Here is a 24,973-nt window from a genome sequence, read left to right on the forward strand (position 1 = left end):
GCTGCAAAGGTATTTTATTGAATGGGGAATTGCAAATTAGTTGTTAGTTCACTGTTAATGGTAACGCACCTCAAAAGAAAATTGAGTATACTTGTTGTAAGATTTAAAAAGTATGAAAAAAGTAATAATCAAAAGTGCGCTGATAATTTTCACGGGTATGACTATTATTGGCTGTGGTCAAAAACAGGAAGTAAAAGAGAAATACTGTGGTGTCGAGATGTCGGGCTTTGATGTTATGGATGCTAAGAGCGCCGGTAATAAAGGGTATGATTATACAGAGGATGATAAAAAACTACTGGTTGATATTACCGAAGCCGTACACCTACTTTTTAATGACGAACTCGAAATTGAGTTTTTCTTCTTTATGAAAACCAGTGATAAAATAGGAATGTATATTATAGCTCCGGAAGATCAGAAAATCGTCGAGGCTATCAGCTGTTATCTGTTAAAGAATAATTTTGACGGCAGGCTTCCTGAAAATAAAAACCTTATTTTTTATACCGATAAGCATGAAACACTTGTAGCGGCTATAAAAAATAAGGAGTAGGTTCGTGTAAATTTATCTTAAATGTCTTACAGTAATTTCTATATTAAAAATAAAGATCATTTTGTCCTTTTCGTTGAATTGAAAGATAAAATTGTCTTTGATTCTGAATTGTCAAAAAACAACATTCCTTACCATATTGATGATAATCAGTCTAATTTGGAGAATAGTATACGGTACTTTTTCCTTGATGAAAATCAAACTTTGGTAGATAAAATTGTTATTGATAATGGAATAATCGCAAGTACTGGTAGTATACGTATTAGAGATTACAATGACCAGAAAAAAGTTGTGAAACTTTATGGTTCGATAGCTGTGATAATTGCAGTAACAATTGTTTTCATGATATTATTTTTAGATTAGTACGTGGTGGTATTTAGAGAGCTAATTATAAGAACTGATTACACTTCATCTAGGCTAAGAACTTCTTTGTCAAAAAGCTCTGTAACATCTTCTTCATTCACCTGTAAATTCCAAACCTGAAACCCCAAAGCTTTGGCAGCATCAGTATTGAACTTTTTATCGTCTATTACTAATGTTCGTTTAGGTTGAATATCGTGTTTATTAATTAGGTAGGTAAAAGCTTCGGCGTCCGGTTTTCGAATGCCTATTTCGTGTGAAAAATATATCTTTTCGAAGCATTGGTAAAAATCGCTGTAAAAAGAAGCTTCTACATCGCGTTCAAATTTTTCAATATGAATAGGATCGGTATTGCTAAGCAGGAAAAGGCGGTAATTTTCCGATAGTTTTTGCAGGAATTCAAGACGGTACAATGGGAATTCACCCATACCTGCATTCCATGCAGCCTTAATTTCTTTGGTCGTAGCATGGGGTACAAATTCCTGCATGGCTTGCAGGAAACCTTCTTCTTTTATTTTTCCGGTTTCAAGGCGTGTTTCAAGCCTTTCCATGTCTTTTGTCCATTCTGTTAAGCCAAGCGCAGCAAATGCATTTCGTTTGGCATCATTGTTCTTATTGATAAAAACATCTCCAAAATCAAATATTATTGCGTTGACCATAATTCCTGTAAATTATAAGTTCATCATTAATAATTGCCTTCTTTTGTGTAGATTCTGCGGTTAATTGTGGAGCTTTGATTCCATCACCAAAAACGACCGAACCCTTAAACACCCTGGCTTCATCCCACAAGTTGGCTGTTATAAAAGTCTGTAGCGTTTGAAGCCCTCCCTCTATAATAACCGATTGCAGGTTGTGCCTGTATAAAACGTCCATAATAGTATACGGAAGGTTAGCGTCAAAAGTCACAACTTCAAAAAGCAAGTTCTCTAAATTATGAAAATTGGTCTTTTCTGTCAAGATAATTGTTTTAATTTTGTGATTTTTAACAGAATACGAATCGTCTATTCTGCCGTTTCGATCCAAAATTACACGCACAGGATTAGTTCCCGTCCAGGTTCGAACATCCAGCTGAGGGTTGTCGTCCAATACAGTTTGGGTGCCTGCTAAAATAGCCATTTCTTCACTGCGCCATTTGTGTACCAGCTGTCGGGAATAAGTATTTGTTATCCATACGGGTTTTTTATCGCTTATGGTGTCACCCTGAGCTTGTCGAAGGGCAGCCAAAGGAGCTAAAAATCCATCACTGGTTTCGGCCCATTTTAATATAACATAAGGACGTTTCTTTTCATGAAAAGTAAAAAATCGGCGATTAAATTCGCGGCATTCTTTTTCGAGTACGCCTACAATTACTGTTTTTTCGGCTTCCTGTAATTTTCTGATTCCGTTACCTGCAACTTTTTCGTTGGGGTCTGCCGTACCAATAACAATATTTTGAATTTTATAACGAATAATAAGGTCGCAGCAGGGAGGTGTTTTTCCATAATGGCTGCAGGGTTCCAAACTTACATACAAAGTAGCTTTTGGAATAAGATGCCTGTCTTGTTCACTAACGGAATTAATACAGTTTACCTCTCCATGAGCTCCACCAAAAGCCGAGGTGTGGCCTTCACCAATAATCCTGTTTTCATATACCAAAACGGCACCAACAGAAGGATTGGGCATGGCTTCACGTAATCCGTTTTTTGCCAGTTCCAGGCAGCGTTGCATGTAGTTTTCGTGGTTCACTCTTTTGGTTAAAATGTTGGAAAGTCTCAAAGTTACAAAGTTTTCGTCTTTAAATTTAAAAAGCCAATTTTCAAAGGGTCAAATTTTCAAATTGATTAGCTTTGTACCAGCCAGATTAATGGTGTGTAAAAATGAAATTAAAAGAATACAGAAACTATTTTATCGAAAAATTAACGCCTTTATATGATGCTATGGAGGCGGAAAGCTTTTTCAATATTACCCTCGAAGAACTTAAAGGCTGGAAACGTGTTGATCTTGCCATGAAGCCCGACGCTGTTCTATCTTCTGATGAGATTACAAAATGGAATAAGGTACTGGAACAACTGGAAGGGCAAAAGCCGATACAGTATATTTTTGCCAAGGCTCATTTTTACGGACTGGAATTTGAGGTAAACGAAAACACACTGATCCCACGACCTGAAACGGAAGAGCTGGTAGAATGGATCGTAAAAGAAAACGAATTTAAAGGAAATATAAAGGTCTTGGATGTTGGTACAGGTAGTGGCTGTATTGCCGTTTCATTGGCTAAAAACCTTACTGATGCGACGGTTTCGGCTATTGATGTATCGGTAGAGGCATTAGCTGTAGCCAAAAGAAATGCGCTGCATAATAAAACTGATGTTAATTTTATACAACAGGATATTCTTGCTGCCGAAACACTGCCACAAACATTTGATATTATCGTTTCAAACCCGCCCTATGTGCGTAATCTTGAAAAGGTTGAGATTAAAGAGAATGTTTTACAATACGAACCACATTTGGCACTCTTTGTAGAAGATAATGATGCTTTACTGTTTTATCGAAAAATAGCTTTACTGGCAAAAGGTAATTTATCACCCAATGGTAAATTATACTTTGAGATCAATCAATATTTAGGAACTGAAATGATAGAAATGCTCGAAAATTTCGGCTTTAAAGATATAGTTCTTAAAAAGGATATTTACGGAAACGACAGAATGATGGCTGCAATGGTTTAATGAAAGTTGGCTTCGGCAGGCTCAGCCTGACTAATGTTTTCCCGGATTGATTACTCGTATCGAAGTGCTTCAACAGGATCAAGGGCTGCGGCTTTAATGGCAGGATAAGATCCGGAGAAAAGCGTAACAGTAATAACAGTTGTTAGGGCAGCAAAAATAGCCATCCACGGAATTGCGAATGCTACGTTAAAAATCAGAGATGCTCCAACTCCGCCTACTAACAGTCCTAGTATGATACCCACTATTCCGCCTATAACACTTATTATAAGTGTCTCCGTAAAGAACTGAAGGGCAATGGTGCTTTTCTTGGCGCCAAGCGATTTACGAACACCAATCTCACGCGTTCTTTCAGTAACCGAAACAAGCATGATGTTCATCAATGCGATCGAAGAACCAAAAACAGTAATGATACCTATAACCCAGGCCGCAATATTAAGTGTGTCGGTTTGCGACATCAATGATTTTAAAAGCTCATCACTACGCTCAATACCAAAATTATTTTCTTCTACGGGGTTTAGGTGTCGCACCTGACGCATGGTAAGTATGGCTTCATCTACCGCAGAATCCAGCATATCGCGATTACCTATCATCACTTTTACCTCATAATCAATATTAGGTGCAGTAAAAAGGGAGCGCGCTACCTGTATAGGTATGATGAGTCTTAAATCCTGTCTGTTGCCAAAAGTAGAGCCTCTTTCTTTAAGAACTCCGATTACTTTAAATCGTGCTCCACGTACTGAGATAATCTGATCGATTGGATTAACATCTTTTAAAAGCCCTTTGGTAAAGTCAGAGCCTACAATACATACATAGTTGTTATTACTGATATCAAAGTTGTTGAAGTTTCTACCGGCAGTTGTTTCCAGTCCCGAGTTAGGCAGGAAATATTCGTCTGCGCCAACTATAGTGATTTCAGGATCTGTTTTTTTACCGTCATGTTTTACCTCGGCATTACTGGCTGCGGTAAAAGATAATGAGGTTGTAGAAAGTGGGTAGTTGTAACGCTCCTGGAATTCTTTTGCCTGGGGATAGCTTATAATGGGGTTCACTTTTTCTTCACCACTGTTACGACCTATCTGATCAGAGAAATCATAGCGGCTCATTGAAAAAGTATTAGCTCCCATAGAAGCAAAGTTCCCTGTAACAGTACTCTCCAGTACAGCTACAGCAGCAAGGATGCCTACTAAAGCAAAGATACCCAGTCCGATGATAAACACCGTTAATGTGGTTCTAAGCATCTGGCTTCTTATGGAATCGAAAGCAATTCTTGTATTCTCCCTAAACAGGCTAAACATATTTCATTTTTTGATGCCACTAAAATACACTTTTTTTATTTTAAGTTTAAGATTTAACCTTCAAGTTTATGCTTGTATTTGTAAGTTGTAGCTTAATATTACTTTCCTGACAGCACTTAGTGTACGACTTAGAAGAATCCGGAACTTAAAACCTGAAATCTGAAAATTCAATCCGTATATTTGCAGTCTTAAAAATTATCTAAAAATGGCACAAAAACCAGGCATTCCAAAGGGTACAAGAGATTTTTCACCATCAGAGGTGGCTAAACGTCAATATATTATGTCGGCGATAAAACATCATTTCGAAACTTTTGGATTCCAGCCGATAGAAACACCTTCTTTTGAAAACTCCGAAACCCTTATGGGAAAATATGGAGAAGAAGGAGACAGACTTATTTTTAAGATACTAAATTCGGGTAATTTCTTTTTTGACAAAAATAAAATTGAATTGCCGCAATCGCTGGAAGAGCTGCGTGTAAACTCTTCAGAGACTATCAATAAAGAACAATTGATAGAACTGAATAAATTTACTTCGAGAATCTCCGAAAAAGCATTGCGTTACGACCTTACCGTACCATTTGCACGTTATGTGGTACAGCACCAAAATGAGATAGAGTTTCCGTTCAAGCGCTACCAGATACAGCCGGTTTGGAGAGCAGACCGCCCGCAAAAAGGCCGTTTCAGAGAGTTCTTCCAGTGTGATGCCGATGTAGTAGGTTCTACGTCGCTTTGGCAGGAAGTAGAATTGGTACAGCTTTATGATAGTGTATTTACTACACTTGGATTAAAAGGAGCAGTTATCAAGATCAATAATCGAAAAATACTTTCAGGTATTGCTGAAGTAATTGGTGCTAAAGATAAACTGATCGATTTTACAGTGGCGCTGGATAAGCTGGATAAAGTAGGAGAAGACGGTGTGAAAAAAGAAATGCTTGAAAAAGGCATTACCGAAGAAGCATTGGTAAAAGTACAGCCACTGTTTAATTTCACCGGGTCTATTAATGAAAAACTTGAAAAGCTGACCGAACTCCTTGCTTCTTCTGAAGAAGGACTTAAAGGTGTAGAAGAGCTTCGCTTTATATGTGATAATGTAACTGAAATTGGATTAGGAGAATCGATACTGGATTTAGATGTTACTCTGGCACGTGGTCTTAACTATTATACAGGTGCTATATTTGAAGTTAATGCTCCTAAAGAAGTAGCAATGGGATCTATTGGCGGCGGTGGCCGTTATGATGATCTTACCGGTATCTTCGGACTTAAAAATATGAGCGGTGTTGGGATCTCTTTTGGTCTTGACAGGATTTACCTTGTACTGGAGGAGCTTAATCTTTTTCCGGATACGGTTACTGAAGCTACTAAAGTATTGTTTGTGAACTTTGGCAATAAAGAAGCACTGTATTGCATGAAAGCAATTGTAAAATTGAGACAGGCAGGTATTAAAGCGGAGTTATATCCTGATGCCGCAAAAATGGCAAAACAATTCCAGCATGCCGATAAGAGGGGAATACCTTTTACTGTATTGTGTGGTGATGAAGAAATAAGTACTGCTACTTTTAAAATAAAGAATCTTTCATCGGGAGAGCAGGAGAGCGTGAGCCTCGAAGCACTTGTTGAGAAATTAAAATAAGATCGAATAAATCAAAATAAAAAGAGGGGTGGCTAAATTTTTAGCCACCCCTCTTGCATTAAATAAAAAAGAACGTCTTGATCACATCATATTTCTATGATCTGAATACGGTTTTTGGGTACTTTCCCCGATGTGTCTTCAACAATTTCGATCCCCAAAATTTCAAAAGGCCTTTCAATGGTATTATGAATTGTAATATAATCCATAGCCAGGGTGTCAAAATTTTCAGGATGAAGTACAATAACAACACTGTCTGTGAGCTCGTTTTCAATAATAAAGTTCCTCATTCCATCAAAATTCATCTTGTTGCTGTGCATGCTTTACGTGTTTTTAAGGACTAGTGCTATTGCCTGTTATTATGAGTAAATGAATAATCGAGGCTGTGGTAAAAGTTAATTTACGCATTAAATAGTTTAGCCATTTTGTTATACAATCAAGAAAAAAATCCCGTTTGCACCAAGGTACAAACGGGATTTAATTTAGCAGTAAGATGATAAAGTGAGTACCTTGCGTTACTCTACCGCATCAAGAACATTAATGTTGCTTTTAGCCACGTTACCGGTGCTGTCCTGAAGGATTTCGATTCCCAAAATTTCAAAAGGACGTTCAATCTGGTTGCCATTAATATCAAGGTAATCCATTACCAAATCGTCAAAACTGTCTGGGTGAAGCGATATAGCAACACTGTCTGTAAGTTCGTTTTCAAGAATGTAATTACGCATCGCGTCATAAGTAATTTTCTCCATAATAATAAGGTTTAGGTTGGTTAAAAATACTTATTACTATGTACGAATATATTTTTTATGTGTTAAAAATTTAAACTTTAACAATTCTAAGTGTTAAAACACGTAATCAATAGAAAAAGTCTGACTAAAAGAAACTAAATATTTAAATATTAAATATTAAATATTGATTTTTCGTTTTTTTAAAGTACTGATATATAGCTGTTTTTTATGTTGTAAGATTTAGATTAATATTATCTAAAATCTACTATGCCGCCGCCATTGTTACCATTTTTAACCGTTTTGTTAGTGGTGCGGTTCCAGTCAATATTTTGAAATTTCTTTTTAAATTCGGCAAGATCGCGATCAAAATGATCGTAAATTACTAATTTAGGTGTACCAATTTCCGCCAGATCGTTAAAAGATAACTCTCCTATATAGGCAATCTCACCTTTTTTAATTTCAAACGGAATTGAAAAAGGTTTACTGAAATTTACCATACCTGTTGGGCCAATATGGTCAAGGTAATTGTATTGTGTGAATGCATAATTTCCAGGCTCTCTCTCAATCACAAACAGGTATGTTTGTTTGTTGTTGAAATCACCACTATAGCCGCGTTCGTTTTTCTGATTACGTGCCTTGAACATTATTTTTCCGGCATTGCGCTTATTGAATTTTTTGTCTCCTGAAGAAGCTTCATAGAAAAAGCGGTATATGTCATTTTTAGGCATATCACTTTCAAACGTAATTGTGCCTATAACAAGACCTTTATCTGATGCTGTGGTAAAAGTTTCAGGTGCTTTATCCGATAATGCCGAATTACATCCAATAGCTAGGAAAAGTAGGGGTAGAAGTAAATATAGTGCTCTCATAAGTTTATACAATTGATATTGTAAAGATACTAAAGAGAGCAGGAGTTTAATATGATCTTACAGCGAATTAACAAAAGTGAATTCTCATTGTATTTTCGGCTAAAACGATCAAAATCAGGAAAAGAACATTTAGAATAGTTCTGCTAAGAAATATACTTCTTTATCGGTGTAGTTTTTTTCATCTTTGCCTTTGCTGTTAGAGCAGGTATAGGTAACCGTACCATCAGTAGCCCTGTTAATTTTCCATACAAAAAGAGGCACTCTAAGTCCAAATTTACCTGCCTGATACACCTCGTCGTTTATATTAAACTTTTTCATTTTTAAGTATTTATGGTAAAGATAGGCATAAACTATCCGATAATGGGGGTAAAACGGACTTATCTTTTTGAAAATCATTTTAATAGACAGAAACAAGTTGGATTATAAGGGGTAATTTTCATTTTTAATTCTTCCAGTAAGGAAACCTGCCGTTCGTTAATTAAAAGTATTGCTTCTTCAAAAGTAAACCATCCGGCTTCGTCTATCTCCGGGAATTCTTTCATTTTACCCGATCTTGGCGGCCATTCTATTTCAAAAGTATTGGAAGTAATAGTTTTCGGATCTAAATTTCCGGCAGCTGCCCAGCACAAAACTTTCTTGCCGCCTTTCTGGATTATTGTTTGTAATGCTATAAATGGCTCTTTAGGTACGTAACCGGTTTCTTCCTTAAATTCCCTTACCGCACAGTCAATAGGGGCTTCGGCAGGTTCTAATTCACCTTTTGGAATTGTCCACCAGCCCTTGTCTTTTTTAGCAAAATAAGGCCCTCCAGGATGTACCAGGAAAAATTCGGTTTCCATACCGGTATTTCGGTAAAGTAATATCCCTGCGCTTTGTTTCATATTATAAATATACTGCTATTTTTGTGTGACTAAAGCCAGAGTTATGAGTGAACGCCCTAAAATAAAGATACCATTACAACCCGCAGATAAAATACTGGAAGTAATGGGCTATATGTTCCTTGCAGCATTTTGGATATTTGTTTCGTATGCCTATTCAGTAATGCCCGAAACAATCCCTACTCATTTTAACCTGGCCGGAGAAGCCGATGGTTTTGGCGAAAAGGAGACTGTTTTTTTAATGCCGATAATTGGAACACTCTTATTTATAGTGCTTAGTATAGTGCAGCAAAGACCGCATGCATTTAATTATATTACAGAGATAACTCCCGAAAATGCAGAAAAACAGTATACTATTGCTGTAAGGATGATGCGTTTCCTTAAAGTTGCTTTGATTGTTGTTTTTGGATTTGGAGAAATCCTTACCTATAAAACAGCAATGGGTGCTGGTGGTGAGCTTGGAGTTTGGATTGTACCAATAACGCTGCTATTAACTCTAGGTCCTTTATTTTATTTTTTAATAAAATCGTCAAAGTAATCCTTGTTTGTTAATTATAATATCCAATCTATATACTATTTGAATAGTAATTTAGAGTTTGTAAACAAAAGTTTGCTACCCGAAGTTGAAGTTATTCTTCTATTATATAATCTTTGTGGGCTGAGCTAAAATAATCATCGGCAGCCTTGCCAAAACGCTGTAAGGTAATGTAGTTAAAAGTACCGCCTACTACAGCGCCTACGCCAAAAGGAATAAGCCTGCCTAAGGCAGCACCGCCACGTTTTGATCCATATTTAGTAATTAGTTTCCTGCCTATTTTTTGATTCATCCTGTTCCTTATCCTGTCGGTAATATGTTTATCGAAATGGCCTATAGTAAGCTTTTCTCCTTTTGCTAATGCTATTTTTTCCGGAACTACAATTCCCGCCCAGATACCCAGTACAAGTGTAAATTCCGATTCAAAATCTTCTTCGATATCTCTACCATAAATAAGTCCGGTTCCATAACAAATAGAAGCCATCCAGCGCAGCATAAAAGCAAGATCGGTAGAAACAGCTCCTGCTTCCATTGCTAACTGAGCGACTGTACCCAAACCGGGAATCATACCGGGAAGAGCGGTAGCAGCACCAATGGAAGCATACTTATTACGGGCTTTTTTTATATACATTTTCGAATGTTCACCCGCCGTTTTATGGGGCTGCACAAGACGTTGTAATTGTATATCACTCCTTATCTCATGAAAGGGAGGCATTACTTTTACTATTAATTTATGTAGATCCATTTATTTTTTTTTATAACTGTAGTACAATAACCGTTCCCAGATTAGAATAGTGTGATTTTTGCAACAAGCAGATGTGGTTTTTTAAAGTATAATCAAAGTTAATAGTTTGATTATAAATATGTTTTTAAGGTTAACAGTAAATTAACCCCAAGACATAACAAAAGCGGGCGAGTAGCCCGCTTCCGGTGCGATCATTGATTTTTTTATCTTTCGTCCCCCAACTCGGATAAATGATCACAGCTGTTTTGATCAAAACACAGTTTTGACCAGTACAAAAATACATTCTTTTGATTAAAACTTAAATACACATTAATAGGTATTTTGTGTTTTATCGTTGAAATACAGGTGTTTATGTTTTGTTTATTTCCAAGGTATACTTTGTCAGATATTTTTCTAACAAAGGCCCCTGCTTAAAACTAAGTTTCCAGATAATTTTATTGGTAAAGGTGTGGCACCATAATTCTACATAAAAATTATTGATGGCATATAGCAGTTTTCTTACGTGGCCTTCAAGGCAGGCGTCAATGAGTATACCATTGTTCCATAGTACTTTGTATTGCTCTTCTTCGTTTAGTTTTTTATAATCGTAAAGCTTCATATCCTCTTTGAATTACATTTTCTTCTTCATTCATCAAATACTGACTTATATTTTTAACGTGTTCATTGGGCTATTATTACACTACTAAAACCGCTGTTACATAATATCAAAGATAACGTATTAAAAATTAAGGGTTTATTAGCATTAGGTTAGCAAAAATTATGATTTCAAAGTTTGAAATTGCGGTATGTAATTTTAATAAAAAGATTATGAGACTATTGCTTTTACTCCCCAACTTACTACTTTTGGCCATATCGGGTCACAACCTTTCTGTCGATTTTTTTAATCCGGAGACAAAAGCTGGTATAGTAGTTACACTTATGCATTTATTTGTAATGGCGCTTTGCTTGTTGTTTATCGGACTTATTATAAAATCATTGTTCAGTATAAAATATATTGAAGAGCCTGAAAACAGTAGTGAACAAGAAAAAAAATATGGAGAATTTAACTTGCAGCATTCTTCCTGATTCTTGAGGTCTTTTATTTTTAGCACGCTTTTTGTTTGGCCTAAAAAAGTATTTTTAAATTTTTTAGGGAACAAAAATACTTTGATAGTATATTTTCCTACTTTTGTATAATAATGAGATTCTCAAGACAAATAATAACCTCTATGTTATCAGCGTATTTGCTGATACTTATGGTTATGCCTTGCAGTGATGCTCATGCTCAAATTGTAACGGCAAAACAAACTCAGGTTTCACAACTGGATAACGATCACCATGATGTAGAATTGTGCACGCCATTTTGTGTTTGTTCCAGCTGTACCGCAGCTATTGTATTACAGCCAACGGTAGAATTTGAGGCTTTTCAATTTGACCCTTACTTTAAAGAAGCATCCAATTTTTATACCTTTATTGCTTCTTCCTTTTTTGGCTCCATTTGGCAGCCACCCCAATTAGTATAATAATAATGTGCCGATGTGAGTCGGCTGATACGATGTGTTTTTATTTCGCATTATCACATTCAGGGATGTCCTGAATAGCTTTCAATTATTATATTAATTCATAATCTATGTTAGATAAGATTATTCATTTCAGTATCAATAATAAATTTATTATTGGGCTGTTTACCTTAGCATTAGTCATAACAGGTACCTATTCATTATATAACCTGCCGATCGATGCCCTGCCTGATATTACCAATAATCAGGTACAAATCATTACAAGTTCGCCTACACTTGCTACCCAGGAAGTAGAGCAATTTATAACTTATCCTATTGAACAGGCTGTAAAACCTATTCCAAGAGTTGTAGAGCTTCGTTCTATAAGCCGCTTTGGATTAAGTGTTGTTACCGTTGTTTTTGAAGAAGATGTAGATATTTATTGGGCAAGAGCCCAAATATCAGAACGTATTAAAGAAGCTGAAGACGTTATCTCAAGAGATCTTGGCAAGCCCGAAATGGCACCTATAAGTACAGGATTGGGTGAAATATACCAATATGTAGTTTTTCCCGAAAAAGGATATGAAGATAAATTCAATGCAATAGACCTTAGAACAATTCAGGACTGGATAATTAAACCACAATTAATTGGTACTAAAGGTGTAGCTGAAGTAAATACGCTTGGCGGTAAACTAAAACAGTATGAAATTGCTGTACAGCCGGATCGCTTAAAGAGCATGAATACCACTATTGCTGAGATCTTTGCAGCCTTAGAATCCAACAATGAAAATACCGGAGGTGCTTATATCGATAAGAAACCCTACGCCTATTTTATCAGGGGTATAGGTATGGTAAGCGGTATCGACGATATCAACAAAATTGTTATTAAGAACCAAAACGGAATACCGATCCTTATTCGTGATGTAGCAAAGGTACAGATAGGCAGCAGTATTCGCTATGGAGCTGTTACTAAAGATGGTAAGGGGGAAGAAGTGAGCGGGATGGTAATGATGCTGAAAGGAGAAAATAGTGGTCAGGTGGTGGAACGCGTAAAGGAAAAGATGGAACAGATAAAGAAATCTTTGCCCGAAGGTGTTTCTATAGAGCCATTTATGGACAGGACTAAATTAGTCGATAATGCCATTAGCACTGTAAAAACCAACTTAATAGAAGGTGCTCTTATTGTTATCTTCATCCTTGTATTATTACTGGGCAACTGGCGGGCAGGTCTTGTGGTAGCATCAGTAATTCCATTGGCATTACTGTTTGCCATCAGTATGATGAAACTCTTTGGTGTAAGCGGTAACCTGATGAGTTTGGGAGCAATAGACTTCGGGATTATTGTAGATGGAGCCGTTATTATTGTAGAGGCCATTATCCACCGACTCCAGGTCAGGAAGCCAGCTAAGCTTACTGCCGAAGAAATGAATAATGAGGTATACCAGGCTTCATCAAAAATAAGGAGCAGCGCTGCCTTTGGAGAGATCATTATATTAATAGTTTACCTCCCAATTTTAGCGCTTGTAGGTATAGAAGGCAAGATGTTTGGACCTATGGCACAAACGGTTTCGTTTGCTATTCTGGGTGCTTTTATACTATCCTTGACGTATGTTCCAATGATGAGTTCATTGGTACTCAAAAAAGAAACCGGGCATACCCCTAACATAAGTGATAGAATAATTAATGCTATATATAACTTTTACAAGCCATTGCTTAATAAAGCTTTAGAAGCTAAAAGAGTTGTGGTAGGGGCATCAGTCGCTCTGTTTATAGCGGCATTATTTATATTCAATTCATTGGGCGGTGAGTTTATTCCAACGCTTGATGAGGGAGATGTTGCAACCCACCTTATCATTGCTTCGGGTAGTTCACTTTCGCAGGAAATTGAGGCTACAACCAAAGCAGAACAGATACTTAAATCGAAATTTCCAGAAGTTACTATGGTGGTAACCAAAATTGGTAGTGCCGAGATCCCTACCGATCCGATGCCAATTGAAGCAGGAGATATGATTATTCTTTTAAAAGATAAATCGGAATGGACATCAGCTAAAACAAAGGAAGAACTCATGAAAAAGATGGAAGAAGCATTGGAAGAAATTCCGGGTGCTACTACCGAATTTTCACAGCCTATCCAGATGCGTTTTAATGAACTGATGACTGGTGTGCGTAGTGATGTGGCCATCAAGATATTTGGAGAAGATATCGATATGCTTGTGAGTAAAGGCGATGAGGTATTGGAACTTATAAAGGGTATTGAAGGCGTATCGGATGCTAAGGCAGAACGTGTATCAGGCCTGCCACAGATAACTGTGCGTTACAATAAAGATAAACTGGCACTGTACGGACTTAATATCGGTGATCTGAACAGGATCATAAGGATGGGTTTTGCCGGAGAATCGACAGGACTGGTATATGAAGGTGAGAAACGTTTTGACCTTGTAGTGCGCCTTGATGAAGATAGTCGTCAGGATATAGCCAATGTAAAATCCCTGTTTATAACACTGCCTTCGGGTAGCCAGATACCTCTGGAACAGGTAGCCGATATTCAATATGAGAACGGGCCAATGCAGATTAGCCGTGAAGACGGTAAACGTAGGATCGTTGTGGGTTTTAATGTAAGGGGGAAAGATATTCAGGGTGTTGTAGAACAAATACAGGAGAAACTGGAAAGCAATTTCAAACTTCCTGACGGATATTATGTAACCTATGGCGGCCAGTTTGAAAACCTTGTTGAAGCCAACAAACGTTTAATGGTTGCTGTGCCTATAGCACTGGGATTAATATTCGTATTGCTTTATTTTACATTCAAATCCATAAAACAATCATTGCTTATTTTCACTGCGATACCACTATCTGCCATTGGAGGTATATTCGCCTTATGGCTAAGGGATATGCCTTTTAGTATTTCGGCAGGCGTAGGCTTTATTGCTTTGTTTGGTGTTTCGGTACTAAACGGGATCGTATTGATATCGTATTTTAATCAGCTTAAAAAAGAAGGAATGGATAGTATTTATGAACGTATAAGAGAAGGTACTAAAGTAAGGCTTAGGCCGGTTATACTTACGGCTTCGGTTGCATCGTTAGGTTTTCTTCCTATGGCTATTAGCAGTAGTGCAGGGGCAGAGGTTCAAAAACCTTTAGCTACAGTAGTAATAGGCGGATTAATAACTGCTACACTCTTAACACTTATTGTACTGCCGATACTGTATTACTATTTCGAGAAAGGTATTAAGTCAAGCCTTAAGCCTAATACTAAAGTAATAACAGTTATTTTATTAAGCTTATCGGGTATTGTGGCCAATGCGCAAATACCTCAAAAGATGGATTTGCCAAAGGCGATAGAGCTTGGACTGAAAAACAATCAGTCCATTCAGGCATCCCAATTGGAAAATAAAATGCAGGAGCAGTTAAAAGGAACTGTTTATGAATTGCCTAAAACAGAGATTAATGGCCAATTTGGGCAGATAAACTCAAAAAAACAGGATAAGAATCTTAGTGTTTCGCAGAGTTTTAGTCCGTTTCAGTTTGGAGCAAAAAAGAAACTGCAAACGGCAAGCACTACCTCCAGTCAATTAAAGGTAGGTGTTACCAAGCAGGAAATCATCTTCAATATAAGACAGTCCTGGAATTTGTTGTTGTACCATAGTGAACTTAATAAAGTTTTGAACAAGCAAAATGTACTAATGAAACGCTTTGTACAGGCAGCTGATTTAAAGTTTAAAACAGGCGAAATAGGTTCGCTGGAAAAGGTAACGGCAATTGCGAGACAGCAGGAACTGGAACAGCAGGTAAAACAAAATACAACAATGCTTAACGTTGAGAAATCGAAACTTAACGTGTTTATAAACAGCACAGTCGATTTTACAGTTGCAGATACTTCGTTTACAGTATTACCTTCACTAATGGTTTTAGATTCGGCACAGATCAAGCAAAACCCTAATGTTCAGCTGGCCTTACAGGAAGTACAGGTTGCAGAAGCGAGCAGGAAAGTAGAGAAATCTGCGTTATGGCCTGATCTTTCTGCCGGTTATTTTATACAGTCGCTAACAGGAAATCAGGAATTTGACGGACAGACCCGTTATTATGACGGTGCACTACGTTTTCAGGGGTTTTCGGTAGGGGTAACGATTCCGCTTTTTGCGGGCGGTAATGCTTCGCGAATAAGGGCTTCTAAAACAAATATCGAAGTACAGCAAAAAAATGCCGACTATCTGCACCAGCAGTTAAAAAGCCAGTACCAGCAGCAAACGAAGCAGTTAAATATGTACCAGTCACTATTGGATTATTACAAGAACACGGCTTTGCCTAATGCTAATATCATTACTAACAATGCCACAAAATCGTATCTTAACGGTGATATCGCTTATGTGGAATATGTACAGGGTTTAGAGACAGCTCTTACCATTAGGATCAACTATATTAACGCTATAAACAAATACAACGAAACAGTGATTAACCTTCAATTCTTGGTAAATCAATAATTAAGTAAAGATGAAAAAACAAAATATAATATACATAGTCCTTGGTGTAGTGTTACTTGCAGCGTTAGGTTACTTTCTTTTGAGAGATACCAAAAAAGCTGACGGGCACGATCATAATGAAGCAGAGGCACATAAAGAACAACCCAAAGCAACATCTCAGACAGCAATTAAGGAAGTAGAATTGAATGAAGCACAATACAAAGCATCTGATATTGTACTGGGAGGCTTTAGTATGAAAAACCTTAGCGATGTAGTTAATGCCAACGGTTACACGAAATTGCCGCCGCAAAACCAGGCAGACATATCGGTGTATTTATCAGGTCTCGTGAAGACCATCAATGTAATTGAAGGTGAATATGTAAAGAAAGGAAAGGTACTGGCTACAATAGAAAGCCTTGAATTAGCTAAACTGCAGGAAGAGTATCATACTTCAAAAAGTAATCTGGACTTCCTGACGCTGGAATATGAAAGACAAAAGACCCTGAGCGACGAGAACGTAAATTCGAAAAAAGTGTTCCAAAGAACCAAATCCGACTTCGAAATTGAAAAAGCACGCTACAATTCGCTTCAAAAACAGTTAAATATCTTAAATTTAGGTAGTGCAAAAGGTACGGCTTCATTAATGCCGGTTGTGGCTTCAATATCAGGATATATTACCCAGGTAAATGTGAAAATAGGAAGTACTGCTGAAATTGGAAAACCGTTGTTTACTATTGTCGATAATTCTAAACTTCATGTGGATCTATTGGTATATGAAAAAGACCTGCAAAAGGTAAAACCGGGTCAGGACATACGATTCACGTTAACCAATCAGGACAATACCGAGATAAGAGGGAAAGTGTTTAATATTAGCCAGTCGTTTGAGAATGAAACTAAATCGGTTGCTGTCCACGCAGATATTACGAACAATAGTAAAGCATTGATTCCTGGAATGTATGTAAACGCCCTGATCGATGTAGGTACAAGAGAAGTTCAGGCACTGCCACTTGATGCGGTTATTAAGGCAGACGGCAGGGAGTTCATTTTTATACTGGAAGAAGGCCATGAGGAAGAAGAGCACAATCATGATGAAAAAGAAGGGCATTCGCACGAAGATGGACACGAGCATAAAGAAGAAGGAAAGACCTATCATTTTCAGCGTATAGAAGTAAAAACGGGAACCTCTCAATTGGGTTATGTCCAGGTTACTTTATTACAGGAAATCGATAAGGATGCAAAAATCGTATTAAAGGGAGCCTATTATATTCAAAGCCATTTGTTGAAAAGTGAAGGCGGCGGTGGCCATCAGCATTAATATAAATTCATACTATTATGGGAGATTGCTGTAGTACTGATCATAAAAAAGAAGCTGTAGCGCAGGAAGAAAGTTTTTTTCGGAGAAACAAGGGCTACATTGCTGCATCTATAAGTTTTGTACTGCTTATTCTGGGCATTATTTTCGAACAGACCGAAGCAGCGTTTTTTACACATCCGGTTAATCTTATTTGGTATATCGTAGCCTATGTTTTTGTGGGGCTTCCTGTAAATATAAGAGCATTAGACGAAATAAGGCACGGGAATGTTTTCTCTGAATTTTTCCTGATGTCTATTGCAACCATCGGTGCCTTTTTTATAGGGCAGTATTCCGAAGGTGTGGCTGTAATGTTATTCTATACCATTGGCGAATTGTTTCAGGATGCTGCTGTAGACAGGGCTACCCGAAGCATAAAAGCATTACTTGACATTCGCCCGGATACGGTTACCGTATTAAGAAACGGGAGGGAAGAAGTAGTTAATCCGTCTGAAGTAGCAATTGGGGAGATCATCCAGATAAAATCGGGTGAAAAAGTGGCTTTAGATGGTGAGTTATTGTCTGAAACTGCTTCCTTTAATACAGCAGCACTAACAGGAGAAAGCAAGCCTGATACCAAGTCTAAAACTGATGTGGTACTGGCAGGTATGATTAACCTCCATACTCTTGTTGAAGTTAAAGTTACCGCGCTGTTTAAGGATAGTAAACTATCCAAAATATTGGAAATGGTGCAGGATGCAACGGCGAAAAAATCAAAAACCCAGTTGTTTATATCCAGGTTTGCAAAGATCTATACACCTATAGTTGTGTTCCTTGCCATTGGTATATTATTGCTGCCTTACTTTTTTGTAGATACTTATGTGTTTAATGACTGGTTGTATCGCGCGCTAGTATTTTTGGTTATTTCATGTCCATGTGCTTTGGTCGTTTCTATTCCGTTAGGATATTTTGGTGGTATAGGTTTAGCATCCCGCAAAGGAATTTTGTTTAAAGGTGGGAATTATCTGGATGTAATGACAAAAGTGGATACTGTGATCATGGACAAGACAGGTACACTTACCAAAGGTGTATTTAAAGTTCAGGAGGTGGTTACCAGTAATTTCGACAAACAGGAAATGCTCAAGCTGGTTGCAGCACTGGAAAACAAATCGACACACCCTATTGCTAAGGCGGTTGTTCAATATGCAGGAGAAGCCACTATAAGAACAGTATCTATTGAAGATGTAAGGGAAATTGCCGGGCACGGATTATCCGGGATTATAGAGGGTAAGAAAGTGCTGGCTGGAAATTTAAAACTGCTTAAGAAATTCAATATTGCTTATGATGCTGCTATTGAAGGAAATGTTGAGACCATTGTAGTTGTTGCGATAGACGATCAATATGCCGGGTATATAACTATTGCCGATGAAATTAAGGAAGATGCTAAAGAGGCGATAGAACGTTTGCATGCACTCGGAATTAAAACGGTAATGCTGAGCGGAGACAAACAAAGCATCGTTGATAAAGTAGCGAAAGCGTTGAATATCGATACGGCATTTGGTGATCTGCTTCCGGAGAATAAAGTACAAAAGGTTCAGGAACTGAAAGGCCAGGGACGTACTATCGCTTTTGTGGGCGATGGTGTTAATGATGCTCCTGTAATCGCGCTTGCCGATGCAGGTATTGCTATGGGCGGATTGGGTAGTGATGCAACTATTGAAACTGCCGATGTGGTGATCCAGAACGACCAGCCGGTAAAAATTGCAACTGCAATACAGGTGGGTAAAATTACCCGCAGAATAGTAATGCAGAACATTAGCCTTGCCTTTGGGGTAAAAGTGATTGTTCTTATTTTGGGAGCAGGTGGTTTAGCTAATTTATGGGAGGCTGTTTTTGCCGATGTAGGTGTGGCGCTGCTCGCAATTTTAAATGCTGTGCGAATTCAAAGAACAAAATTATAGACTGATAGAGGCTGTTTCTTTCTTTTTTTTGAGAGAGGGAACAGTCTTTATTTATTGCGATAAATCGTATAAATGGATTAAAAATTTATGTATTAACAAGTTGTTGTGCGTTACCAATACGTTTTTTGAATACTTTTGTACAATACTTCATTAAAAGATGAAAAAGCTGTTTGCTGTTATATTAATGGTTATGTACTTAATCCCGGCTGTTGGGGTTCATGTATCTGCGCATTTTTGTGGCGGTGAGTTGTCGTCTGTTTCCCACTATAGTGTCGAAAAGCAAAAATGCTTTTGTGGCAGCAAAAAAATGGGTAAAGGTTGTTGTGATGACAAACAGGTAACCATTAAAATTGACAAACAGCAAAAAACAGAATTTCAAACCCTGAAATTCTCTAATCCAATAGTTGCTCTGCCTTCAGTACCTGTAACTTTTCAGGCGCCTTATACAATTAAAAGTATAGACAGAGTAGATTACGATCTATTTCACCCGCCTAATCTCTACGAGCAGCCAATATATCTGCTCAACAGGGTTTTCAGAATTTGATTTTTTAGTTGATTAAGTACATCCGATACATTCTTTGTATACGGATCATTTGTGTATTCACTCAATTCAGATTAATTAAATTCAATTTCAAAATGAAAACTATAAAAAATATACTGCTGATGTTAAGCCTGTTATTTGTTGTAACAGGATGCGAAGGTCAAATAAAAAATGCTAAAAAAGAGACCGTTAAAGTATATGGTAACTGCGGAATGTGCAAAAAGACCATTGAAAAAGCAGCCAATGAAAAAGGCGTTGTAAAAGCAGATTGGGATATTGACAGCAATATGCTGACCATGACCTATGATTCTGCAAAAACGAATCCTGATGCCATCCTTAAAAAAGTAGCCTATGCGGGTTATGACAGCGATAAATTCAGAGCTCCTGATGAAGCGTATGATGCACTTCACGGATGCTGCCAGTACGACAGACCTGTTAAAAATACAGCTAAAGCAGAAAGTCACGATGCACACAAGGGGCATGATATGGCTGTTTCCGAAACGAAAGATGTACAAGGTGGTTTAATGGATAAGGTTATTGCTTCTTATTTTGCGGTTAAAGATGCTTTGGTAAAATCGAACGGTACAGCAGTTGCTACAGCAGCAGTTGAATTGACAAAAGCTATTGCAGCAGTTCCGATGGATAAAATGACTAAAGAGCAGCACACGATATGGATGAAAGTTTTACCGGCGGTTAAAGAAGATGCCGAACATATTGCAGATACTAAAGATGTAAAACACCAAAGAGAACATTTTACAACTTTATCGGCTAATATATACCAGGTTTTAAAAACGTTCAAAACAAATGAGGCAGTATATTACCAAAAATGCCCAATGTTTAATGATGGGAAAGGGGCTAACTGGTTAAGTAAAGACAAAGACATTAAAAACCCATATTACGGCAGCGCAATGCTTACCTGCGGGAGTACTGTTGAAACTTTGAAGTAACCATCTTATTTTACCAACCTAATCAGATCATAAACAATGAAAAGTATCATTTTAATTATAGCTGTTGCCTTACTTCCATTTATGGCATCGGCCCAGATAAAAAAAGCCAGCCTTCAGGCAAGCGGCCTAACCTGCAGTATGTGCAGTAATTCGGTTTTAAAATCACTTAAAGCCGTTCCTTTTGTTGGAACGATAGAAAGTGATGTAGAAACTTCTACGTTTAATATCACTTTTAAAGACGGACAGGAAGTAGACCTTGATGCTTTGCAGAAAGCAGTTTCTAAAGCAGGATTTTCGGTATCCAAATTAGTATTTACAATTAATGTAGGTGCTATAAAAGTGAAAGAAGATACCCATGTTGCTATTAATGGAAAGACTTATCATTTTATCAATGTAAAGGAAAAAGCATTGAATGGTGATGTAGACCTAACTCTGATAGACAAAAATTTTGTAACTTCTAAAGAGTTTAAAAAATTTAAAGGTCAGACAAAAATGGCATGTTACACAACCGGAACAAAGCAGGCTTGCTGCTCTTCCGGTATGGGTAATGACCGCATGTATCACGTAACAATATAAAAACGGGATACATGAAGAGACTTAGTATAATCCTGCTCCTTTTGGCAGCAGTAAGCTCGCACGCACAAGAGTTATTTGTTTTTACAGAGCCTGCCAGTAATATGCCAGGCAATTCGCTTGGTGCCCGGGTAATGTCATCAGTAATGAGAGAAAGTGAAGGAGGCGGAACCAATTTTCACCTAATGCCCGAAGTTCGCTATGGTATAAGCAGTAAACTGATGGTGCAGGCTCAGGCCTTTATAAGTAACCGAAACAGCAGCCTGGTGGGTGAAGGCGGCGCAGTATATGCCCAATACAAGTTCCTAAATAATGATGAGGTTAAGAAACACTTTAGGATGGCAGCTTACGGTAGGGCAAGTTATAACAATGCTGATATCCATCAGGAAGAAATTGAGACCGTAGGGCATAATTCTGGGTTTGAAGCAGGTATAATTGCAACCCAATTATTGCATAAGGTGGCATTAAGTTCATCGATCAGTTTTGAACAGGCATTGGATAATGGGAGTTATGCGTTTCCGGCTGATCATGCGAATAACGCGATGAACTATAGTTTTTCGGCAGGAAAGCTAATGCTGCCTAAAAAGTATACAGGATACAACCAGACAAATTTTAACCTGATGCTCGAGTTTTTAGGGCAACGGCTCAATGAAAATGGGAGGTCTTATTTAGACATAGCTCCATCAGTACAGTTTATCTTTTTTAGCAGGGCAAGGTTGGATATAGGCTATCGCCATCAGATTTACAGCACAATGGAAAGATCGGCACCCAATGGTTTTGTTTTCAGACTGGAGTATAATTTTTATAATGTGTTTTAATCCAAAAAAGACACAAGATTAATCCAAAATTCTATAATAGATGATGATGTATTAATAAGGAACTTTGAGTAAAATAAACCCGATCATTATGAAACATACCTATAGCATTACAGGAATGAGCTGCGATGGATGCCGCACTAAAGTTGAAAAAGCATTAAATGCTGTTGAGGGGATAGAAGCTTCGGTTTCGTTACATCCTCCGGTAGCAGTGATTACAATGAAAGAGCATATCCCAACAGAAAAGTTACAGGAAGTGTTGACTGCGATTGGGAATTATAAAATACAAATGGGCGACCATGCCCATATCCCTGCTGTAGATCAAAAAGTGATGGTTCACAGTAATCATACGGAGCATATCCATGATCATAAGAAAACGATGGTATCAGGTGGTGGCGGAAAATATTATTGCCCTATGCACTGCGAGGGAGATAAGATCTATGACAAACCTGGTAACTGCCCGGTTTGTGGAATGAACTTAGAGAAAATGCATGAGTTGACGCCAAAGAAAAAGCAATACACCTGCCCAATGCATCCGGAGATTGTAAAAGATGAGGCGGGATCCTGCCCGATTTGTGGGATGGATCTCGTTCCTATGGAACCCGATGACGAGGTGGATAAAACGTATACCGATCTGTTATTTAAATTCAAAATAGCAGTAGCCTTTACACTCCCAATTTTTATACTGGCAATGGGTGAGATGATTCCGGGGAATCCAATCGGCAAGATTATTTCACACCATGTTTCCAACTGGCTGCAACTGGTGTTTTCACTTCCGGTAGTGTTTTATGCTACATGGATGTTCTTCCAGAGAGCATGGGTCTCATTCACAACTTTCCGTTTAAACATGTTCAGTTTAATAGGATTAGGTGCATCGGCAGCTTTTGTTTTTAGCATTGTTGCTTTATTGTTTCCGTCGGTTTTTCCGGATCAGTTCAAAAGTCATAACGGCACGGTATTTCTTTACTTCGAAGCAGTTACAGTTATACTAACCCTGGTTTTGTTAGGACAGTTATTGGAAGCAAGGGCACACAGCCAAACAAGTGGAGCGATAAAAGAATTACTGAAATTATCCCCAACAGAAGCAACGCTTGTTGCTGACGGTAAGGATAAAGTAATTGCAATAAATGATATTGTTAAAGGCGATATACTGCGTGTAAAACCGGGAGAAAAAATTCCGGTAGACGGGACTATAACCGAAGGCAGCAGCAGTATAGACGAATCTATGATAACAGGCGAACCAATACCTGTCACTAAGAACGAAGGAGATAAGGTCAGTTCCGGAACTATAAACGGAACAAAATCATTTCTGATGGTAGCTGAAAGAGTAGGAGAGGAAACGCTTTTATCTCAGATCATTCAGATGGTAAACAATGCCAGCCGCTCTAAAGCACCGATTCAGAAACTGGCTGATGAAATATCAAAATACTTCGTTCCTATTGTAATCGGTGTTGCTGTAATAACCTTTATTATATGGGCAATATTCGGGCCGGAGCCTGCTTATGTTTTTGGTTTTGTAAATGCGCTGGCTGTTTTAATCATTGCCTGTCCGTGTGCTTTAGGATTGGCTACACCAATGTCCATCATGGTAGGAGTAGGTAAAGGAGCACAAAATGGCGTTCTCATTAAAAATGCCGAAGCCATTGAGAAAATGGATAAGATCAATGTATTGATAACTGATAAGACAGGAACGATTACAGAAGGAAAACCCTCGGTAGAAAAAATAGTATCCTTTAATGGTATTAACGATAAAGAGTTGATCAGAGTTATAGCATCACTCAACCAGTATAGTGAGCATCCGTTAGGAGAAGCGATCATGAAGTTTGCTGAGATTAATGGTGTAGTTCCAACTCCGGTACAGGATTTTGATTCGGTAACTGGTAAAGGAGTTATAGGTACGCTTTCCGGGAAACAGATCGCGATAGGTAACAAAGGATTAATGGAACAGTTTGGTGCTGTTGTTTCGGCGGAAGCCTTAGAAAAAGTTGTACATGAGCAATCTCTGGGTAAAACAGTTTCTTATATCAGTATAGGGAACAGTGTAGAGGGGTATGTAACCATTACCGATGCGATTAAAGAGACAAGCCAAAAGGCAATTCGCACTTTAATGGAGCAGGGTATTGATGTGATCATGCTTACCGGAGATAATAAAAATACAGCAAAAGCTGTAGCCGATAGTTTGGGTTTAAAGCATTTTCAGGCGGAATGTATGCCAGAGGATAAACTGAAAGTGATCGAGAAACTTCAGGCAGAAGGTAAAATCGTAGCAATGGCCGGAGACGGAATAAATGATGCGCCTGCATTGGCACAATCGGATATTGGTATCGCTATGGGTACAGGTACCGATGTAGCTATTGAAAGTGCTGAGATCACATTGCTAAAAGGCGACCTGCAAGGCATTGTAAAAGCAAAGGAGCTGAGCCATGGCGTAATGAAAAACATCAGGCAGAATTTATTCCTGGCGTTTGTTTATAATGTGATCGGTATTCCGGTTGCTGCAGGAGTACTGTATCCTGCTTTTGGGATATTATTATCACCGATGATAGCTGCTGCTGCAATGAGCCTTAGTTCGGTATCCGTGATCGTAAATTCATTACGTATCAGGAGTTTAAAGCTTCAATAAG

The 24,973-nt window shown here is 38.0% G+C and carries 25 protein-coding genes; 15 read left to right on the forward strand and 10 right to left on the reverse strand.

Features of this window, described 5'->3' with window-relative positions:
- Positions 1-112: 112 nt before the first annotated feature.
- Entirely contained in the window at positions 113-547 is a 435-nt protein-coding gene (locus tag EPI11_RS07210; protein ID WP_128389285.1) for a hypothetical protein, read from the forward strand.
- 21 nt (positions 548-568) lie between these two features.
- Positions 569-907: a hypothetical protein gene (locus EPI11_RS07215; RefSeq protein ID WP_128389286.1), complete on the forward strand. Its 339-nt coding sequence runs from the start codon at positions 569-571 to the stop codon at positions 905-907.
- Between the two features lie 38 nt (positions 908-945).
- On the opposite strand, the gene EPI11_RS07220 is transcribed toward EPI11_RS07215, so the two are convergent.
- Positions 946-1,563, reverse strand: coding sequence for an HAD-IA family hydrolase (locus tag EPI11_RS07220; protein ID WP_128389287.1), 618 nt, complete (start codon positions 1,561-1,563; stop codon positions 946-948).
- On the reverse strand, positions 1,541-2,659 hold the full coding sequence (ribD, locus tag EPI11_RS07225; RefSeq protein ID WP_262707697.1) for a bifunctional diaminohydroxyphosphoribosylaminopyrimidine deaminase/5-amino-6-(5-phosphoribosylamino)uracil reductase RibD: 1,119 nt from the start codon (positions 2,657-2,659) through the stop codon (positions 1,541-1,543). Before ribD ends, EPI11_RS07220 begins: the two co-directional genes overlap by 23 nt.
- 101 nt (positions 2,660-2,760) lie before the next feature.
- Between ribD and prmC the strand changes: the two genes are divergently transcribed.
- A complete protein-coding gene (prmC, locus tag EPI11_RS07230) occupies positions 2,761-3,606 on the forward strand; it encodes a peptide chain release factor N(5)-glutamine methyltransferase (RefSeq protein ID WP_128389288.1) in 846 nt (281 codons plus the stop codon).
- 50 nt (positions 3,607-3,656) lie between these two features.
- On the opposite strand, the gene EPI11_RS07235 is transcribed toward prmC, so the two are convergent.
- A complete protein-coding gene (locus EPI11_RS07235) occupies positions 3,657-4,901 on the reverse strand; it encodes an ABC transporter permease (RefSeq protein ID WP_128389289.1) in 1,245 nt (414 codons plus the stop codon).
- A gap of 205 nt (positions 4,902-5,106) precedes the next feature.
- Between EPI11_RS07235 and hisS the strand changes: the two genes are divergently transcribed.
- Positions 5,107-6,531, forward strand: a complete 1,425-nt coding sequence (gene hisS / locus EPI11_RS07240; protein ID WP_128389290.1) for a histidine--tRNA ligase — start codon at positions 5,107-5,109, stop codon at positions 6,529-6,531.
- A gap of 86 nt (positions 6,532-6,617) precedes the next feature.
- On the opposite strand, the gene EPI11_RS07245 is transcribed toward hisS, so the two are convergent.
- The 5 genes from EPI11_RS07245 to EPI11_RS07265 all read right to left on the reverse strand — a co-directional run bounded on the left by EPI11_RS07245 (position 6,618) and on the right by EPI11_RS07265 (position 9,006).
- Entirely contained in the window at positions 6,618-6,848 is a 231-nt protein-coding gene (locus EPI11_RS07245) for a hypothetical protein (RefSeq protein WP_128389291.1), read from the reverse strand.
- A 195-nt stretch (positions 6,849-7,043) separates the two neighbouring features.
- Entirely contained in the window at positions 7,044-7,277 is a 234-nt protein-coding gene (locus EPI11_RS07250; RefSeq protein ID WP_128389292.1) for a hypothetical protein, read from the reverse strand.
- A gap of 230 nt (positions 7,278-7,507) precedes the next feature.
- Positions 7,508-8,125 (reverse strand): hypothetical protein, encoded by a 618-nt coding sequence (locus EPI11_RS07255; protein WP_128389293.1) that lies wholly within the window; start codon positions 8,123-8,125, stop codon positions 7,508-7,510.
- 129 nt (positions 8,126-8,254) lie between these two features.
- On the reverse strand, positions 8,255-8,443 hold the full coding sequence (locus tag EPI11_RS07260; protein WP_128389294.1) for a hypothetical protein: 189 nt from the start codon (positions 8,441-8,443) through the stop codon (positions 8,255-8,257).
- A gap of 74 nt (positions 8,444-8,517) precedes the next feature.
- Positions 8,518-9,006 carry an NUDIX domain-containing protein gene (locus EPI11_RS07265; protein WP_128389295.1) on the reverse strand — a complete coding sequence of 163 codons (489 nt, stop codon included), beginning with the start codon at positions 9,004-9,006 and terminating at the stop codon, positions 8,518-8,520.
- A 43-nt stretch (positions 9,007-9,049) separates the two neighbouring features.
- Here EPI11_RS07265 and EPI11_RS07270 point away from each other — a divergent pair, with 43 nt between their 5' ends.
- Positions 9,050-9,541 carry a DUF1648 domain-containing protein gene (locus tag EPI11_RS07270; protein ID WP_128389296.1) on the forward strand — a complete coding sequence of 164 codons (492 nt, stop codon included), beginning with the start codon at positions 9,050-9,052 and terminating at the stop codon, positions 9,539-9,541.
- Positions 9,542-9,632: 91 nt separating this feature from the next.
- Here EPI11_RS07270 and EPI11_RS07275 read toward each other — a convergent pair whose 3' ends face one another.
- On the reverse strand, positions 9,633-10,283 hold the full coding sequence (locus EPI11_RS07275; protein WP_128389297.1) for a hypothetical protein: 651 nt from the start codon (positions 10,281-10,283) through the stop codon (positions 9,633-9,635).
- Between the two features lie 349 nt (positions 10,284-10,632).
- Positions 10,633-10,881: a hypothetical protein gene (locus EPI11_RS07280; RefSeq protein ID WP_128389298.1), complete on the reverse strand. Its 249-nt coding sequence runs from the start codon at positions 10,879-10,881 to the stop codon at positions 10,633-10,635.
- A 209-nt stretch (positions 10,882-11,090) separates the two neighbouring features.
- On the opposite strand from EPI11_RS07280, the gene EPI11_RS07285 reads away from it, so the two are divergent.
- The 10 genes from EPI11_RS07285 (at position 11,091) to EPI11_RS07330 (ending at position 24,972) form a co-directional block, all read left to right on the forward strand.
- The gene (locus EPI11_RS07285; RefSeq protein WP_128389299.1) at positions 11,091-11,348 is read left to right on the forward strand and encodes a hypothetical protein; all 258 of its coding nucleotides are present in this window, start codon (positions 11,091-11,093) and stop codon (positions 11,346-11,348) included.
- A 143-nt stretch (positions 11,349-11,491) separates the two neighbouring features.
- Positions 11,492-11,785, forward strand: a complete 294-nt coding sequence (locus EPI11_RS07290) for a DUF6660 family protein (RefSeq protein ID WP_128389300.1) — start codon at positions 11,492-11,494, stop codon at positions 11,783-11,785.
- Positions 11,786-11,892: 107 nt separating this feature from the next.
- Complete coding sequence (locus tag EPI11_RS07295; protein ID WP_128389301.1) at positions 11,893-16,242, forward strand: CusA/CzcA family heavy metal efflux RND transporter; 4,350 nt, start codon at positions 11,893-11,895, stop codon at positions 16,240-16,242.
- A gap of 10 nt (positions 16,243-16,252) precedes the next feature.
- On the forward strand, positions 16,253-17,536 hold the full coding sequence (locus EPI11_RS07300) for an efflux RND transporter periplasmic adaptor subunit (RefSeq protein WP_128389302.1): 1,284 nt from the start codon (positions 16,253-16,255) through the stop codon (positions 17,534-17,536).
- 17 nt (positions 17,537-17,553) lie between these two features.
- On the forward strand, positions 17,554-19,473 hold the full coding sequence (locus EPI11_RS07305) for a heavy metal translocating P-type ATPase (protein ID WP_128389303.1): 1,920 nt from the start codon (positions 17,554-17,556) through the stop codon (positions 19,471-19,473).
- A 157-nt stretch (positions 19,474-19,630) separates the two neighbouring features.
- Positions 19,631-20,017: an HYC_CC_PP family protein gene (locus EPI11_RS07310; protein WP_128389304.1), complete on the forward strand. Its 387-nt coding sequence runs from the start codon at positions 19,631-19,633 to the stop codon at positions 20,015-20,017.
- 92 nt (positions 20,018-20,109) lie between these two features.
- Positions 20,110-20,961: a DUF3347 domain-containing protein gene (locus tag EPI11_RS07315; RefSeq protein WP_128389305.1), complete on the forward strand. Its 852-nt coding sequence runs from the start codon at positions 20,110-20,112 to the stop codon at positions 20,959-20,961.
- A gap of 36 nt (positions 20,962-20,997) precedes the next feature.
- A complete protein-coding gene (locus EPI11_RS07320; protein ID WP_128389306.1) occupies positions 20,998-21,537 on the forward strand; it encodes a heavy-metal-associated domain-containing protein in 540 nt (179 codons plus the stop codon).
- A gap of 11 nt (positions 21,538-21,548) precedes the next feature.
- The gene (locus tag EPI11_RS07325) at positions 21,549-22,352 is read left to right on the forward strand and encodes a hypothetical protein (protein WP_128389307.1); all 804 of its coding nucleotides are present in this window, start codon (positions 21,549-21,551) and stop codon (positions 22,350-22,352) included.
- An 88-nt stretch (positions 22,353-22,440) separates the two neighbouring features.
- Positions 22,441-24,972: a heavy metal translocating P-type ATPase gene (locus tag EPI11_RS07330; RefSeq protein ID WP_128389308.1), complete on the forward strand. Its 2,532-nt coding sequence runs from the start codon at positions 22,441-22,443 to the stop codon at positions 24,970-24,972.
- The last annotated feature ends 1 nt before the right edge of the window (position 24,973 follow it).

It is taken from the genome of Flavobacterium cerinum, assembly GCF_004028155.1.
Classification (GTDB): Bacteria; Bacteroidota; Bacteroidia; order Flavobacteriales; family Flavobacteriaceae; genus Flavobacterium; species Flavobacterium cerinum.

Bases quoted from the DNA above. Each gene is read 5' to 3' on its own strand.
- EPI11_RS07210 (WP_128389285.1), top strand. From the start codon at position 113: ATGAAAAAAGTAATAATCAAAAGTGCGCTGATAATTTTCACGGGTATG.
- EPI11_RS07215 (WP_128389286.1), top strand. From the start codon at position 569: ATGTCTTACAGTAATTTCTATATTAAAAATAAAGATCATTTTGTCCTT.
- EPI11_RS07220 (WP_128389287.1), bottom strand. From the start codon at position 1,563: ATGGTCAACGCAATAATATTTGATTTTGGAGATGTTTTTATCAATAAG.
- prmC (WP_128389288.1), top strand. From the start codon at position 2,761: ATGAAATTAAAAGAATACAGAAACTATTTTATCGAAAAATTAACGCCT.
- EPI11_RS07235 (WP_128389289.1), bottom strand. From the start codon at position 4,901: ATGTTTAGCCTGTTTAGGGAGAATACAAGAATTGCTTTCGATTCCATA.
- hisS (WP_128389290.1), top strand. From the start codon at position 5,107: ATGGCACAAAAACCAGGCATTCCAAAGGGTACAAGAGATTTTTCACCA.
- EPI11_RS07245 (WP_128389291.1), bottom strand. From the start codon at position 6,848: ATGCACAGCAACAAGATGAATTTTGATGGAATGAGGAACTTTATTATT.
- EPI11_RS07250 (WP_128389292.1), bottom strand. From the start codon at position 7,277: ATGGAGAAAATTACTTATGACGCGATGCGTAATTACATTCTTGAAAAC.
- EPI11_RS07255 (WP_128389293.1), bottom strand. From the start codon at position 8,125: ATGAGAGCACTATATTTACTTCTACCCCTACTTTTCCTAGCTATTGGA.
- EPI11_RS07260 (WP_128389294.1), bottom strand. From the start codon at position 8,443: ATGAAAAAGTTTAATATAAACGACGAGGTGTATCAGGCAGGTAAATTT.
- EPI11_RS07265 (WP_128389295.1), bottom strand. From the start codon at position 9,006: ATGAAACAAAGCGCAGGGATATTACTTTACCGAAATACCGGTATGGAA.
- EPI11_RS07270 (WP_128389296.1), top strand. From the start codon at position 9,050: ATGAGTGAACGCCCTAAAATAAAGATACCATTACAACCCGCAGATAAA.
- EPI11_RS07275 (WP_128389297.1), bottom strand. From the start codon at position 10,283: ATGGATCTACATAAATTAATAGTAAAAGTAATGCCTCCCTTTCATGAG.
- EPI11_RS07280 (WP_128389298.1), bottom strand. From the start codon at position 10,881: ATGAAGCTTTACGATTATAAAAAACTAAACGAAGAAGAGCAATACAAA.
- EPI11_RS07285 (WP_128389299.1), top strand. From the start codon at position 11,091: ATGAGACTATTGCTTTTACTCCCCAACTTACTACTTTTGGCCATATCG.
- EPI11_RS07290 (WP_128389300.1), top strand. From the start codon at position 11,492: ATGTTATCAGCGTATTTGCTGATACTTATGGTTATGCCTTGCAGTGAT.
- EPI11_RS07295 (WP_128389301.1), top strand. From the start codon at position 11,893: ATGTTAGATAAGATTATTCATTTCAGTATCAATAATAAATTTATTATT.
- EPI11_RS07300 (WP_128389302.1), top strand. From the start codon at position 16,253: ATGAAAAAACAAAATATAATATACATAGTCCTTGGTGTAGTGTTACTT.
- EPI11_RS07305 (WP_128389303.1), top strand. From the start codon at position 17,554: ATGGGAGATTGCTGTAGTACTGATCATAAAAAAGAAGCTGTAGCGCAG.
- EPI11_RS07310 (WP_128389304.1), top strand. From the start codon at position 19,631: ATGAAAAAGCTGTTTGCTGTTATATTAATGGTTATGTACTTAATCCCG.
- EPI11_RS07315 (WP_128389305.1), top strand. From the start codon at position 20,110: ATGAAAACTATAAAAAATATACTGCTGATGTTAAGCCTGTTATTTGTT.
- EPI11_RS07320 (WP_128389306.1), top strand. From the start codon at position 20,998: ATGAAAAGTATCATTTTAATTATAGCTGTTGCCTTACTTCCATTTATG.
- EPI11_RS07325 (WP_128389307.1), top strand. From the start codon at position 21,549: ATGAAGAGACTTAGTATAATCCTGCTCCTTTTGGCAGCAGTAAGCTCG.
- EPI11_RS07330 (WP_128389308.1), top strand. From the start codon at position 22,441: ATGAAACATACCTATAGCATTACAGGAATGAGCTGCGATGGATGCCGC.